At 58.1% G+C, this 14,319-nt stretch carries 15 protein-coding genes; 5 read left to right on the plus strand and 10 right to left on the minus strand.

Features of this window, described 5'->3' with window-relative positions; genetic code table 11:
* Window positions 1-363 precede the first annotated feature (363 nt).
* From queD to pnuC, 5 genes are all read right to left on the minus strand, one after another.
* A complete protein-coding gene (queD, locus tag BVH01_RS08705) occupies window positions 364-720 on the minus strand; it encodes a 6-carboxytetrahydropterin synthase QueD (RefSeq protein ID WP_013791697.1) in 357 nt (118 codons plus the stop codon).
* A gap of 67 nt (window positions 721-787) precedes the next feature.
* Window positions 788-1,930, minus strand: a complete 1,143-nt coding sequence (locus BVH01_RS08710; RefSeq protein ID WP_075929958.1) for a catalase family protein — start codon at window positions 1,928-1,930, stop codon at window positions 788-790.
* On the minus strand, window positions 1,923-3,833 hold the full coding sequence (locus tag BVH01_RS08715) for a di-heme-cytochrome C peroxidase (protein WP_075929959.1): 1,911 nt from the start codon (window positions 3,831-3,833) through the stop codon (window positions 1,923-1,925). The genes BVH01_RS08710 and BVH01_RS08715 overlap by 8 nt, the downstream gene beginning before the upstream one ends.
* A 103-nt stretch (window positions 3,834-3,936) precedes the next feature.
* The gene (locus tag BVH01_RS08720; protein WP_075929960.1) at window positions 3,937-4,467 is read right to left on the minus strand and encodes an AAA family ATPase; all 531 of its coding nucleotides are present in this window, start codon (window positions 4,465-4,467) and stop codon (window positions 3,937-3,939) included.
* Entirely contained in the window at window positions 4,464-5,030 is a 567-nt protein-coding gene (gene pnuC / locus BVH01_RS08725; RefSeq protein ID WP_075929961.1) for a nicotinamide riboside transporter PnuC, read from the minus strand. Before pnuC ends, BVH01_RS08720 begins: the two co-directional genes overlap by 4 nt.
* Window positions 5,031-5,264: 234 nt before the next feature.
* Between pnuC and BVH01_RS08730 the strand changes: the two genes are divergently transcribed.
* Together BVH01_RS08730 and BVH01_RS08735 are read left to right on the plus strand one after the other, a co-directional pair.
* On the plus strand, window positions 5,265-6,095 hold the full coding sequence (locus BVH01_RS08730) for an undecaprenyl-diphosphate phosphatase (RefSeq protein WP_075929962.1): 831 nt from the start codon (window positions 5,265-5,267) through the stop codon (window positions 6,093-6,095).
* A 23-nt stretch (window positions 6,096-6,118) separates the two neighbouring features.
* Complete coding sequence (locus tag BVH01_RS08735) at window positions 6,119-6,844, plus strand: cold shock and DUF1294 domain-containing protein (RefSeq protein WP_075929963.1); 726 nt, start codon at window positions 6,119-6,121, stop codon at window positions 6,842-6,844.
* On the opposite strand, the gene BVH01_RS08740 is transcribed toward BVH01_RS08735, so the two are convergent.
* The 4 genes from BVH01_RS08740 to BVH01_RS08755 form a co-directional block, all read right to left on the minus strand.
* A complete protein-coding gene (locus BVH01_RS08740) occupies window positions 6,839-7,192 on the minus strand; it encodes an MmcQ/YjbR family DNA-binding protein (RefSeq protein WP_075929964.1) in 354 nt (117 codons plus the stop codon). The two genes, BVH01_RS08735 and BVH01_RS08740, sit on opposite strands and share 6 nt — an antisense overlap.
* The gene (locus BVH01_RS08745; RefSeq protein WP_075929965.1) at window positions 7,189-8,388 is read right to left on the minus strand and encodes an MFS transporter; all 1,200 of its coding nucleotides are present in this window, start codon (window positions 8,386-8,388) and stop codon (window positions 7,189-7,191) included. Before BVH01_RS08745 ends, BVH01_RS08740 begins: the two co-directional genes overlap by 4 nt.
* A complete protein-coding gene (locus BVH01_RS08750; RefSeq protein WP_075929966.1) occupies window positions 8,385-9,344 on the minus strand; it encodes a LysR substrate-binding domain-containing protein in 960 nt (319 codons plus the stop codon). The genes BVH01_RS08745 and BVH01_RS08750 overlap by 4 nt, the downstream gene beginning before the upstream one ends.
* Window positions 9,345-9,522: 178 nt before the next feature.
* On the minus strand, window positions 9,523-10,446 hold the full coding sequence (locus BVH01_RS08755) for a LysR substrate-binding domain-containing protein (RefSeq protein WP_075929967.1): 924 nt from the start codon (window positions 10,444-10,446) through the stop codon (window positions 9,523-9,525).
* A gap of 947 nt (window positions 10,447-11,393) precedes the next feature.
* Between BVH01_RS08755 and BVH01_RS24945 the strand changes: the two genes are divergently transcribed.
* Window positions 11,394-12,242 carry a hypothetical protein gene (locus tag BVH01_RS24945; protein ID WP_256562741.1) on the plus strand — a complete coding sequence of 283 codons (849 nt, stop codon included), beginning with the start codon at window positions 11,394-11,396 and terminating at the stop codon, window positions 12,240-12,242.
* A 55-nt stretch (window positions 12,243-12,297) separates the two neighbouring features.
* On the plus strand, window positions 12,298-12,687 hold the full coding sequence (locus tag BVH01_RS08775) for a hypothetical protein (protein ID WP_075929970.1): 390 nt from the start codon (window positions 12,298-12,300) through the stop codon (window positions 12,685-12,687).
* A 72-nt stretch (window positions 12,688-12,759) separates the two neighbouring features.
* On the opposite strand, the gene BVH01_RS08780 is transcribed toward BVH01_RS08775, so the two are convergent.
* A complete protein-coding gene (locus tag BVH01_RS08780) occupies window positions 12,760-13,119 on the minus strand; it encodes a histone-like nucleoid-structuring protein, MvaT/MvaU family (RefSeq protein ID WP_075929971.1) in 360 nt (119 codons plus the stop codon).
* Between the two features lie 162 nt (window positions 13,120-13,281).
* Between BVH01_RS08780 and BVH01_RS08785 the strand changes: the two genes are divergently transcribed.
* The gene (locus BVH01_RS08785; protein ID WP_075929972.1) at window positions 13,282-14,256 is read left to right on the plus strand and encodes an endonuclease; all 975 of its coding nucleotides are present in this window, start codon (window positions 13,282-13,284) and stop codon (window positions 14,254-14,256) included.
* Window positions 14,257-14,319: the final 63 nt, after the last annotated feature.

A 14,319-nucleotide genomic window follows, 5' to 3' on the forward strand; every position in this document is an offset into this window, starting at 1 on the left:
TAGCCTCGGAAATCAAAGGCTCAATGCCCAGCGGCGTCAGGCAGGTGGGGCATGCGCATGCAGTACGTGACCTGGGTATCGCTTCGCTCAACCGCAGGCTACGGAAGAAATAGGTGGAAGGGGGAAGCGCCTCCCACCCTACGGTGCTGGGGGCTTTCGTAGCCTGGGTTAGCCGAAGGCGTAACCCAGGGAGCTGGTGCGAGTTTGTCGGGATGCTCGAATGACCTACCTGGCATGGACAACATCAGCCGAGCATCAATGCCCAGGATGATCATGGCTCAGAAACGACGAAGCCCGCATTGCGCGGGCTTTGTCGTTTCTGCCTTGTCCCTTCCGCAGTGAAACCACGGAAGCAAGGTCGTTTCAGTCGCCGCGATATTCGCAACCGCTGGTGCAGGTCTCATGGATTCGAATGCGCGACAGCTCCGGCAACAACGGCTTGAGCTGCTGCCATACCCATTTGGCGAGGATTTCACTGGTCGGGTTTTCCAGGCCGGGGATGTCGTTGAGGTAGTTGTGGTCGAGTTGCTCGTAAATCGGCTTGAAGATGGCCTTGATCTCCGAGAAATCACGAATCCAGCCGGTATACGGATCGACATCACCCTCGATATAGACCGCGATGCGGAACGAGTGGCCATGCAGGCGACCGCACTTATGGCCTTCGGGGACGTGGGGGAGCCGGTGGGCGGCTTCGAAGATGAATTCTTTGAACAGTTCCAAGGCCAATCTCTTTTCTACAGGGCAAACAGGCTGCAATTCTAGCAGCCTGCTGCAACCTGTAGGGGGCTTACTGGCCCAGCGCAGCGTTGCGATCGTGACGATACACGCTCACGGCCTCGTACACCGCCTTGCGCAAACGGTTGATGCCACCGATCGGGCGGTGTTCGGGCAGGGCGTGCCATGGGTTGAACGACAGGTTGTCGCAGAACAGATTCTGCTCCGAGCTATCGAAGTCCTGAGCTGGCAGGCGGATATCGGCGACGGTCTCGAATGGCGCGATCTTCTCGTCCCACTCGACGCTGGGGTCTTCGATCGGCATGTAGTAATCCGGGTTCTGCCGTTGTACCTGCAGCACGAAGCAGGCTGGCATGCGGTCCAGGGAAAGCTGCTGATAGAGGGCACTGCGCAGGAAGTTGGGCAGATCGGTATTAGGCTTGGGAATGGCGTAAGCCGGGCAGTTTTCCGGAGTTGGAATGACCCGATACTTGATGTTGTGCGGCCCCAACTTGAACGGGGCGATGGAATTGTAGGTGGTTTCCACCGGGCTGGCGGGGGCAGGGGACAGGGTTTTCAGCGCGATGATCAGGTGGCGAATCTCCCAGGTTCGCGGATCCCAGCTCGGAAAGAAGGCCAGGGCTTTCTTGCCGTCCGCTTGCGCAGCGAAGTTGCTACGGTACTCAGCCACGTCACGCACGAAGAACGCGGGGTGATTGAACATCACGAAGTCCTGATCGCCAGCATTGCGCGGATTGTTCATCAGCTTGGCGCCAGGCACGTCGAGCAGTTTGATGGCCATGCCTCTGGCATCCCGAGCGCGGTCGAATTGCGGGTAGGCGTTGCCGTTGGACAGGCGCATCCATGCCTGCCAGGTCTTGCCAGGTTCGGCGAGCACGCCGTAGCGCAGGCTTTCATCGAGTTCCGCTTTCACCGTGACTTCAGCCCTTACGCAGCCATGTGCCTTGGCATGGGCGTCGCGCAGGACGCGGGTATTGTCGCGGTGCTGCTCGACAACGCGAATGGCGTCTTCGATGATGCCAGCCGTGTAGGCAGCCTCATCGGCTGGAATTTGCTCTTCGCTGGAAACCGGGCCGGAAAATTTCCAGCTGTAATAGGCGCTGCCCACCGCCCAGCCACCCAAGCCAACGACCAGCAGGATGATCAGCGTTGTGCCCAGCAGGCGTCCGAGCCACAGCCAAAATCGTTTAAGCATCGTTGGACTCCTTGCGATTTGCGTTCACGGTGCCTTGGCAGTTCTGCCCGGGATTCCAGGCTTTGGCCGGCACGTCGCTCAACTGGTTTTCCAGCGCCGGGTTACCCAGCACCTTCAGGTATTCGACCAGCGCCCAGCGCTCCTCCGGCTGCAGGCCACGGCCGATGACGCCATCGTTACGGCAGCCATCGCGGAATTCATGGCCGCCGTTGCCATTGCCCTTGATGCGTGTATCGAGCAGGAAACCGCCTGGGAACTTGTCGCTGACGAAGCCCACATGCTTTGGATCGAATTCGAAATTGCCCACCCAGAAGCTGCTGGGCCGCTCCGATACCGGCGACAGCAGATGAAAGAGCGTTGGCACCGAGCCGTTATGCAGAAAGGGGGGGGTGGCCCAGATGCCATCCAGCGGCCGCACCTTGTAGCCACGGATCTCTTGGACGCCAATTGGCAGGCCGTAGCCGTCCATGCGTTTGCGCTGCTCTGGCGCGATGCCGTTGTCGCGATAGGCGCGGTCCTCGACGTAGGCGGTGACATAGGCCAGCGCCTCGGCAGTGGAGATGGCGCTGAAGTCGATCTTGTCGAGGCTGTTGCTATACAGCTTCACGTCCAGCTTCGCCAGTTCGGCTTTCTTCCAGCCCAGCTTGCGGATATCGAAACGGTGGTCGGCGATATTGTCGGCGGTGGTGGAATCGGTGCCCACGATGGACGTATCGACGACTTGCATGTACCACTCAGGATCCCGATCGGGTGCCATGCGATGACCAGGCGGCACAACCTTCGGTGCGTGGCAGACGGCGCAGTTTTCCTGGAACAGGGCGCGACCGCGACTGGCGAGCGGCAGGTCGATCTTGCCAAAGACCTTTTCCGGCCAGGCTGGCGGTTGCAGGTGTTTGAGCGTTTCCTCCAGCTGATAGAGGTCGTTGATGCGCACGCTGGACGCGTAGCGCTGATCGTGTGGCACCGGGCGCCCGTTTTCGTCGAGCAGCTGCAGGGTAGCGCCGACCCCCAGTGCCTCGCCGACGTTACGGGCCATGGGTTGCATGGCCGAACCGTTCCATTGCACCCAGTCGAATTTCCAGATGTCCCACAGGTGGGGATAGCTGACTGGCGCATCGGCCACGCGGTAGTTGGCGGCATCGATGCTGTCACCGAACACCGTATTGGCGATGCGGCCGAACGCATCGGTACGGCCGAAGCCTTCTTCGGTCGGGTAGAGACCGCGGTGCCAGTCGTTATAGGCAGTGCTCAGCAGGCGATCGAGAACCTGTTTGAACTCCGCGCGCAGGGCGTCGTAGTCGCGCTCGTAATGCTCGCCCAGCACCTCGTGGGCGAAGCGGCGGAATTTCAGTGGGTTGTAGTAGGTGGACGCCATGCTCATGCCGAGGGCCTGGCCGAAGCTGCCCCCTTTTAGCGTCGGCACGGTAGACGCCAGCGAGTGCAGCGCGGCGCCACCATCGATGCGCACCGCCTGGCCCTGGTAGCGCAGCTCGCCGGTGTGGCACGCGGCGCAGGTGATGTCCAGATACTGGACGCCGCTCTCACCATCTTGGTGGCGGGCAAAACCCACCGGCAAGTTGCCGGGATTCAAGGCCGTGGCTTTCTGCCCTGGCTGGGTCAGAAAGCCGAAGCGTGCCAGGTAATCCGGATCGGCGAACTTGGCCTTGCCGAACGGCATCTCCAGGGCTGTGAACCAGGCGTAGTGCAGGCCTTTCAAGGTCGTGCCCTGGGGCGTGTAGTAATAGAACTGTCGCTGCTGGTCACTCCACTGGCCGAGATAGTGCACCTTTTCCACCGGCGTATAGGCCGGCAGATTGGGCTTGGCGATGTAGTAGACGATGACCAGCAGAGCGGTCAGCAGGAGCAGTGCGATGATCTGCACGGTGCGGCGAATCAGGCGCATCGGGGACGTCCTTGTTGCGTTTTTCTAGTAGTGCTCCTTTATGCCCATGCTGTCGGTTAATGGCAAGATGCCACGCTTCCATGAGGGCATTTTTCGTCGATGTCTACCCGCTGACGCCGAGCCAGCTTCCCACGCAGCTTATCGCTGCGCGCTGGCGTTCATGCCAGGTGCCGTCGATTTCCACCACGTTCTGGCCGTTGGCCTTGAGCCATTGTGCGCAGGCCTGGTGAAAGGCCAGGCGCTCCGCCAGATCCGGCTGGCAACGCTGTCCATCGCCCACCCATTCGACGCCGCGCGGGTCGAGCAACAGGTGCAGGTGATACTCGCGGGCCAGCAGGGCGGGCTCCATCCACTGCGGGCAATCACCGAACAGGGCGCGGCTCCAGAGAATGTTGCTGAGCAGGTGGGTGTCGAGGATCAGCAGGTGAGGGCGCTGCTCGCGGGCGGCGTCTTCCCAGGCCAGCTGTCCGCGGGCGATGGCGGAAATATCGGCGTAGCAGGTGTCGCGCTGCTGGGCGTCGATGAAGTGGCGGACGTATTCACCGACCACGATACCGCCGAAGCGCTGCTGCAGCTCGCTCGCCAGCCAGCTCTTGCCGCTGGATTCCGGGCCAGTCAGAACCAGGACGTTCATGGGCGCACGCCGACCAGTTCGCGCCGCCAGGTCAGCCAGCCATGGCAGGCAAGCAGCGTAAATAGGGCGTACAGCGCAGCGGTGAGGTACAGCGCCTGATCGATGAACAGCACGACGAACAGCACATCGAGGAGGATCCACAGTGCCCAGCATTGCAGGCGCTTCTTGGCCATCCACACTTGCGCGACGAGGCTGAAAGCGCACAAGGTCGCGTCCTGCCAAGGCGCGCTGGCATCGGTGTAGGTCATCATCAGCAGGCCCAGCACGGCCGAACCGAGCACGCCCAGGGCAAGGCCTGAAAGGATCTGCCGCAGGTTCAGGCTCGATACCTGCAGGCGCTCGTCGGGGCGGTCGCCGCGTGTCCAATGCCACCACCCGTAAAGCTGCAGGGTAGCGTAGACGCATTGCAGCAGCGTGTTGGAGTACAGCTTGGCCTGGAAGAACACCCACGCATAGAGCACTACCATGACCAGCCCGATCGGCCAGCACCAGGGGTTCTGCCGCACGGTCAGCCAGACGGCGATCAGGCCGAGCAACGAGGCACAAACTTCGAGCGGTGACATGGAACCTCGGTGTGTGACGGTGGGACGGGCGCGCATTCTAGCGCTTGTGGCGCCTGGGAGATCGGTCGGCTGGCAGGAAAGTGACAATTTCGCTTTGATAGCGTTTTGAAATTGCATGGGAGTGATTTATAACTGCCGCTTTTTTCGGCCCCGCTGGAACCTCCTCCAGCGCCTCCAGTCCGAGAAACAATCCCTTTACAGCCAGTTCATCTGGCACCTTTCCGAGGAGTTTCGATGGACAGTTGGCTCGCTTTTCAGGCGTTGATTCTGGGTATCGTTGAAGGTCTCACCGAATTTCTGCCCATTTCCAGCACCGGGCACCTGATCGTTGTCGGTGACTTGCTGGATTTCAACGGCGAGCGCGCCACGGCCTTCAAGATCATCATCCAGCTTGGCGCCATCCTGGCTGTGATGTGGGAGTTTCGTCAGCGCATCCTGTCAGTGGTCACCGGTCTGGGTAGTGATCCCATGGCCCGGCGTTTCACCGTCAACCTGATGATCGCGTTCTTTCCGGCGGTGGTGCTGGGTCTGCTGTTCGCCGATCTCATCGAGCACTGGCTGTTCAACCCGATCACGGTCAGCGCCGCGCTGGTCATCGGGGGTGTGGTGATGCTCTGGGCCGAGAAACGTCAGCACCGCATCGTCGCCGAGACGGTCGACGACATGGACTGGAAGCTGGCTCTCAAGGTTGGCTTCGCCCAGTGTCTGGCATTGATTCCGGGGACCTCGCGCTCCGGCTCGACCATCATCGGCGGCCTGCTGTTCGGCCTGTCGCGCAAGGCGGCCACCGAGTTCTCGTTCTTTCTGGCGATGCCGACCATGGTCGCCGCCACGGTGTACTCGCTCTACAAGTACCGGGATATCCTGCAACTGAGCGATTTACCGGTATTCGCCATCGGTTTCGTCACCACCTTCATCGTCGCCATGCTGACGGTGCGTGCGCTGCTGGTATTCATCGCCAACCACAGTTACGCGGTATTCGCCTGGTACCGGATCGCCTTCGGCCTGTTGATTCTGGCCACCTGGCAGTTCGGCTGGATCGACTGGAGCACGGCGGAGGGCTGATCGCCAAGCCGTCAAGGACGCACATGCAGAGCAGGGAACAGGCGGACCGTATCAAACGTTGGGACGATGACAAGGGCTTCGGGTTCATTCAGCCCATTGCCGGTGGAACCGACGTATTCGCGCACATTTCGGCGATGCGTGGCGATCGTCGACCCACTGCTGGGGACCAGGTGCTGTTCGTGGCCGGGCGCGACGACAAGGGCCGCTTGCGCGCCGAGCATGTGCGCCTGGCCGGTGAGCTGGCGATCGATCAGCCGCAGATTCGCGTCAAGCCGACTACCGCCAAGCCCAACGCAGCCAGGCCAAGCACCAAGGCTGCCAGGCCAACCGCGCGCGGCGCTCGCCGGCCAGCAGTTACAGTGCGCAATCCGCTCGCCAAATGGCTGGTTTTCGCCGCTTTATGTCTGCTCCCTGTGCTCGGCGCATTGCGTTGGCTGGGCAATGGAGCGGTCTGGCCGGCGTTGGTCTATCCCGTGGCCAGCGTGCTGTGCTTCATCCTCTACTGGCACGACAAGAACAGCGCCCAGCAGGGTCGCCAGCGTACGCCGGAAAAGACTTTGCACCTGGTCGAACTGGCCGGCGGTTGGCCGGGTGCGTTGTTGGCTCAGCAGACCTTTCGGCACAAGACGCGCAAGGCGTCCTACCTGCTGGTCTTCTGGGCCATCGTGGCGTTGCACCAGTTGGTCTGGATCGATCAGTTGCTGCTCGGCGGCGCCTATACCAGCGGCTGGTTACGCAGCCTGCTATAGATCGAGCAGCAGGCCGACCTGCTGCTTGCGTGGCAGGCGCCGTACCACCAGTTGGTGGGAGCGGGTCAACAGGTCCCGCAATTCCTCGTCACTCAGCGGTGGTTGGCTGCCGTTCATGCTGATCCAGTGGGCGCGGGCGAGGTAGGGCGCCGGGCGGATACCGGGCCGATCGGTGAAGCCCAGAAACAGCGCGTCGTCGACCTTGAAGGCCAGGTTGTCACCGAGAAAATCGAGGACGGCGAACATCTTGTTGTGCGCCACGGAAAACACCTGATTGCTGCCCCATTTGTAGTCCACCCGAGCCCCCGGCAGTTGCAGGCAGAAGGCGATCAGTTCGTCACGAGTCACGGCTGCACCGCCTTTGGCCGCTCGGCACGGCGTAGCAGTAACAGGCTCAGCCCCAGGCCGAGCAGCGACAGCAAGCCCGAGGCGAGAAACACCGCGCCGTAGTTATAGGCAGTGGCGACAAGGCCCATCAGGGGGCCGGCCACACCCAACGCCAGATCGAAGAACAGTGCGTAGGCGCCCAGTGCCGAACTGCGGCTGGCCGCTGGAATGTTGCCGATCGCCTCGACGCCAAGTGCCGGATACACCAGCGACAGGCCGAAGCCGGTCAGCGCTGCGCCACACAGGGCCAGAGCCGGGATCGGTGCGATCCACAGCAGCAACAGGCCGAGGGTTTCGATTGCCAGGCAAATGGTGGCAACGCGGTAGCCGCCGCGCCGCTCGATGGCACCTGCGAACAGCAGCCGCGCGGCGATGAAGGCCAGGCCGAATGCGCTCAGGCAATAGGCGGCGTGTTCCCAACCGAGGCTCGCGTAATACAGGGTGACGAAGGTCGCCAGGGTGCCGAAACCGATGGAGCCCAGGGCCAGTGCCAAGCCATTGGGGGCGATGGCCAGAAAGACGTTGTGAAACGGCAGGCGCTTGCCCTGGATGACCGGGATGGCCGGTTTGTCGCGTGCCACCCACAGCGCACCAAGGCTGAGCAGGGTGATGGCCGCGCCAATGCTCCACAGTCCCAACGTCGAGGCCATCAGCACGCCCAGTGGTGCGCCGATGGCGATGGCGCCGTAGGAGGCGATGCCGTTCCAGGAAATCACCCGGGCGGTATTCTCGGCGCCGACCCGGCCGATGCCCCAGGTGATCGAGCCGGTGCCGATCAGCGCCTGGGAAATACCCAGGGCGACGCGCCCGGCCAGCAGCAGACCCAGACCTATCGCGCCGGACGCCTCATGCAGGCTGGTCGCCGCCAGGGTCAGCACACCGCTGCCCAGGGTGCCAGCCAAGCCGTAGACCACCGCACGCTTGGGGCCGATCCGGTCGATCAGTATGCCCGTGATTGGCCGTGAAACCAGGGTGACGAGGTACTGCAGGCTGATCACCAGGCCTGCCATCACCGAGCCGTAGCCCAGGTCATTGAGCACGAAACCGGGTAGCACCGCCAGGGGCAGGCCAACGCAGAGAAAGCCGATGAAGGTGAAGAACACCACGGCTAGAATTCGCGCGGTCTGGCCGGGTGCCTGGGGCTTGCGGGCGGTCATCGGGTGTCCTGTACGGTGGAGTGGGGGATAACGTTATCAGGTTGGTCTGACTCTGTGCGAGCCAGGTCCGTTCCAGGCATCAGCCAGCCCTCGCTGCTGGCCTGGATCATATGCTCGAGCCAGGCTCGAACGGCTGGCAGCATGCCGCGCCGGTGAGGGTATACGACCTGCAGGTGCCCGCCGGGCAGGTTCCAGTCTGGCAGCAGGCGCACCAGACGGCCTGCCTGCAGATCGGTCATGCACTTGGTGTGCGGCAGCATGGTGAAGCCCAGCCCCTGTAGTGCGGCCTCGCGGCGGATATCGAAGTCTTCGATGCTCAGGCGTGCCTCCAGGGTCACTTCGCGGCGTGCGCCGGCTGAATTTCTGAGCAGGTGATGAATGCGTCTGTCGCTCGCCGCCGCGCCAAGTGCCGGCAACCGTTGCAGATCGTCGGGCGTGCGGATGTCCAGCCCCTGCAGCAATGCCGGAGCTGCTACCAGGTAAGCGGAGGCGGGCGCCAGCTGGCGGGCGATCAGCGAGGGATCCTCGTCGTTCTGATCGCGCACACGCAACGCGACGTCGAGGCCCTCCTGCAGCAGGTCCACGCGGCGGTTGGTCAGCACCACGTCGAGCTGCACCAGCGGGTACTTGGCCAGAAAGCTGGTGATCACCGGGTGCAGCCCGGCGCGCGCCAGCTCGACAGGGCAGGACATGCGCACTCGCCCGCGTGGTTCGCTGCTCAGCGAAGCCACGGCCTCCTGCGCCTGTTCGGCTTCGAGCAGCATCGCCTGGCAATGTCGCAGATAGCGCTCGCCGGTTTCGGTCAGCGCCAGTTTGCGGGTGGTGCGCTGCAGCAGGCGCACGCCAAGGCGGGCCTCGAGTTCGGCCACACGCCGCGACAGGCGCGACTTGGGGATACCCAGCTGTTGGCCGGCGGCGCTGAAACCGCCGTGCTCGACCACCTTGGCGAAGTACATCAGATGGCCGGGATTCCTAGGTTGATCAATGATCAAAATCAAGAAAACCGATATTTATCAATCGTTTGCTGGTCTAAAGAGCTTGACGACTCGTCATTTTATAGACCTTTCGCTTCGCTAGCCTGAGATGCAATTCAGGCCACAATATGTTGTTAAGTGCTCTCTGACCAATGCGTCGCTACAGCATCGTGTCTTCGCACACTCGAAAGGCTTCGTTGAGGTGTTGGAGCCAAGCACGCACCGCAGGAAGCATCCCCTTCCGGTGTGGATATGCCGCTTGCAGCCACGCAGGCGCGCAATGCCATTCCGGCAGAAGGCGAACAAGCTGCCCTGAGTTCAACTCAGCGTCACAATACATTTTGGGCAACGTGGTGAATCCTAAGCCAGCCAAAGCCAGCCGCTTCCTCATTTCAAAGTCTTCTACTCCCAGTCGAGGCTGAAACACGAGCTCAAATTTCTCTCCAGTGTGTTTTAGAAGCCGAACGCGAGCCTGTCGATCCGAATCTAGGGCGCCTAAAAATGGAAGAGTCGCCGCATCGCTTGGATGCAGGACACGAGCGGCTTCCGCAAAAGCGGGTGAGGCGACGATCTCAGAGTGAGCCTCTCGAAGGCGTCGGGTTACGAGATTAGGTTCTTCATCGCCTGCTTCGCGGACGCGCAAAGCGACGTCAATTCCTTCATTGATTAGGTCGACCCGGCGATTTACGAGAAGTAAGTCGAGCTTGACGGCGGGATAAGCCTCTAGAAATCCCTGTACAGCAGGAATGAGGAAGCCATTTGCCAAGCCGACCGGACTGCTTACCCGCAACAGGCCTCTCGGCTCGCTGGTAGCGCTGGCTACGGCCTCTTCAGCTAGCTCAGCTTCAAGCACCATCGCCTGACAGTGTTGGAGGTAACGCTCGCCGAGCGCGGTCAGCTTGAGCTTGCGCGTAGTTCTCTGCAGCAGGCGAGCACCTAAGGCTTTCTCAAGCTCTGCAATTCTGCGTGATAGCCGAGATTTGGGGACACCAAGTACTCGACTGGCCGAGGAAAATCCTCCTGCTTCGATGATCTTGGCAAAATAAAAAAGGTCGTTTAAGTTTCTCGGTTCGGCGAATGACAATTTGAAACCTATAGATCGTTGACGTGAGCGAAGAATAAACGAACATTTGGCGAGTTTCAGGGCAGGATCTAATTACCATAACTGCGTTAGCTCGCCAAGCTAGACGGGGAGTTGTCTAGTGGTGACGCCCTGATGATAAGGTAGCCCTGGCGTCAAAGAGCTTCAGCATCATTTCTATTCAGGCAAAAATCATGGTGTATGACTGTGTTTTTAGCTAGTAGCTCCGCAGGCCTACGCATTACCGCCACTCGCGATGAACCCGGATTTTGTCCTAGCTGCGCTGAGCTGCTCACTGCGAGAATGGGAGATGTTAACGAATGGCATTGGAGCCATAAGCCGGGCCGCTGCTGTAACTACAGGAAGACTTCAACGTTTTGGCAGTATGGCTGGATGCGGCACTACCATGGCATGGGTAGTGGCTGGGATATGGAAACCGAGCTAGACGGATTCGAGATTGACGGTATTAATACAGAGACAGGTCATTCGCTGATGCTGGTCGATAAGTTTGACCGTCTTAAATTGCAGGAGTTTATCAAGCGCTCTGGAGAGGCTGGCTTTAAGCCTTTCCTGATTTTTCACCCACAGGTTTTTCGTGGATTTCAGTGCCTGGAGTTTCGTCTCCGGCATCCGAGGAAATCAGACAATACTTGGGTCTTTTTCTTTAACCATGCCTATAGTGGACATAAGCGGACAGCCTCCTGCTGGCTTGATATCGGATTAGATATAGCCCCCGGGTTTGACCTCCCCCAGGGTGTCTACAATATGTTTTACTCTGCTGAGGCGCACGGAGTAATTCAAATTAACCCAGTATGCAGGCCGAGAAGATAGCCGGACGATTCGTTAATCGAATCAGTGATGTTGATATCCTTGTGTTTTGCTAAAACTGATTCCTCCCAAAGATTTGCGTTTGCAACGGTCGAACAGCTTAAAGATAATTAGGAAAAATTTTGAACGTATTCAGCACCCTAGAAAAACGGGACATGCCAATTCCTCTCACACAAGAAAGATACAATTCTGAGGTTCACAGATCTAAGCCCTATGTTTGGAATGATGGTGAGGAAGTCAGATCATATGCACTTTGTCCTGCATGCGGAAATCCTATTCTCCTTGTGAATAGAAATGTCCCTAGTACGGGCGCGAAAATTTTGTATGCGAAACATGCTGGACGGTCTGTTCAGGGACTGGCAGAGCATAATCAAGAAGCCTACAAAGACTGTCCCTTTCATAATCCTGAGCGGTTTGATAGCAAGAACACTCGGGGAAACGAAGCTCGAAGCAATGAAGTTCGCGAGGTGTTGATTAACCACATTCACTTGGTGGTTACTGTCTTAGAAAAGGCTACGGGAATAACATACAGCGATTCATTGATAGAGGCGATGCTCAGGGATTTTGGTGCCAACAAAGGCTACAGATATAGGGCTATAAACATTTACAACCTTCCCTTTGGCTTCGCTTATATGACTGAAGCCAATGATTTGTACGGATTAAAGGTAGACGCAGCCATCGCAAAGAGTATCGAGGAACAATCGATAGGCTTCAAGGTAGGATATAACCGTCTAGTTATTCGGAAAAAGGATGTCAAAGGCACCCGTGTCCGTTTTTACTTTAATAATCACCGCATTGGTGGTTCCAATTTCGCCGGAGACTCCATTGATTTGGTCATAGCGGAGATCAATAATTCCTCGCGTGACTCTAATGTTTTGTATACTAAGCGTTTAGAGTTTGATAGCGCGTTCTTCTTTAATACATATAAGCGCCGAGAGCGATTGAAAGAGTTTGCTATAAAGTACTTATAGTTGGGTGGGTATTAATTATTTGCGGTCATGTGCTTTTTGGTTGGGGAGGCGAAGAATGTCTGCGCATCAGTTTAGTAATAGTCATGTCGGGTATATAGAGAGGATGGCGCAAGCGATTGATGGATATGTAAAAATTACTAACCAGCTACTTGGAGCGTATGCGTTCGCGGTGGTTTGCGCAGTGTTTACAGCTAAGCATCCGCAGTTTTGGGCTTCTATAGCTTGGGTGGTATTAGTCCTCTATTGGGGGATTAATATTCAGGAGTATCGTGAGAAGTTTGATGAGTTGAGATACATCGGGTACGAGGGCATGAGGCCGTGGAGGTTGCTTAAGAAAATGTTACCTGCACTTGGAGGTATGGTTTTACTCACGGCTGTGGCGTCAGGCGACATCACTCAAGATAAATTTTTTCTCCCTCTCACGCTCTTAACACCCGCTGTATGAGTGGCTTAAAAAGCCTCAAAATTTATCTTCTGCATAATGCAAAGGCCGCTCTCGCGGCCTTTGATCAATCACTCACTGCACCCAGCTTTCAACCGTCTCAGCGCCATGCTCTTCCTTCCAGCTCTTCAGCACTTTGTGGTTCCCACCCTTGGTTTCGATAATCTCACCGGTCTTGGGGTTCTTGTAGCGCTTGAGGGTACGCTCACGACGAGCCGGCTTAGCTGCAGCAGCTTTGCGCCCGGTGCCAGTCGATGGATCCAGCAGGTCAATAACGTTGCGCAGCGAGTAGTTGTACTCAGCCAAGAGCTTGCGCAGTTTGCTTTCAAACTCAATTTCTTTCTTCAGGCCTTCGTCACCTTGAAGGGCCGCAAGGCGCTGCTTGTGCTCTTCGATCTGAGCTTCGAGTGCTTTGAATTCTGCAAGTTTGGACATGGTGTCTCCCCAATAAAATTTTGATTATGTCTAGCGATGGTTTGTTGCTATTTGAATGGACAGTCTAAGCGAAAAGACATTCCGTTGCATTTTTTAATGGTGACCTAGATGAGGGCAGTCCGCTTATAATCCCGCGCTTGATCCTTGGAATTAAGCTGTCGAATGAAGCAAGTTTTTCTCGTCTTCGCGCTACTGGTTTTTAATGCAACCTCATCGTTCGCTGGTGCTCCGTCCAGTTTTGGCGAGGCAAAGATCATCGCAAAGCGTGAGGTATTTTTTGATCAAGCGAATGGGCCGGTCGGCGATCTCTACTGCGGCTGTAAATGGAAGTGGGTTGGCAAGTCTGGGGGAAGAGTAGATGCAGAGTCTTGCGGCTACGAAACCAGGAAGCAGCAGACCCGTGCTGAAAGGACGGAGTGGGAGCACATCGTGCCCGCTTGGCAGTTTGGCCATCAGCGGCAGTGTTGGCAAAATGGAGGACGGAAGAACTGCGTAGCGACTGATCCCGTTTTCAGGGCGATGGAAGCCGATCTTTATAACCTGTACCCGTCAGTTGGCGAGGTGAACGGAGACAGGGCGAATTTTAACTACGGGATGGTCTCCGGCGTTTCTTTGCAATACGGGCAGTGCACAACACGGGTCGATTTTAGCGCGAGGACTGCGGAACCTCGTGACGAAGTAAAAGGGCTCGTTGCTCGCACGACGTTCTACATGTTCGACAGATATGGGTTGAGCATGTCGCGCCAACAGCAGCAGTTACTCATGGCATGGAGCAAGCAGCACCCTCCGACCGCTTGGGAAAATGAGCGCAACGAGCGGATCGCGAAAATCGTTGGGTACCCGAATAAGTTCGTGACCGGAGAGCGAGTTTGGAATTTGGGTTACAAGCCAACTGGTGATGGCTTGAAGAGTGGCTCGCCGGCAGCGCCTGTGCGGCAGGTGGCAAAAGCTCAAAATGCTCCAGCGGACACCAGCCACGCTCCAGGTGATGTGGTTGGGAATCGCCGCAGCAACGTTTACCACTTGCCTGTTGGGTGTCCGAGCTACGGCCAGGTTTCGCCGAAGAACCAGGTGACGTTTGCATCTGAAGCGGAAGCGATTCAGGCTGGATTTCGGAAGGCTGGCAACTGTAAGTGACCGCGTCCTCATTTGCTTCACCCATTACATTGGATCACTACAGCTCTGCTTCCTATGACCATT

This window comes from Pseudomonas sp. PA1(2017), from assembly GCF_001945375.1.
In the GTDB taxonomy this organism is placed as follows: Bacteria; Pseudomonadota; Gammaproteobacteria; order Pseudomonadales; family Pseudomonadaceae; genus Aquipseudomonas.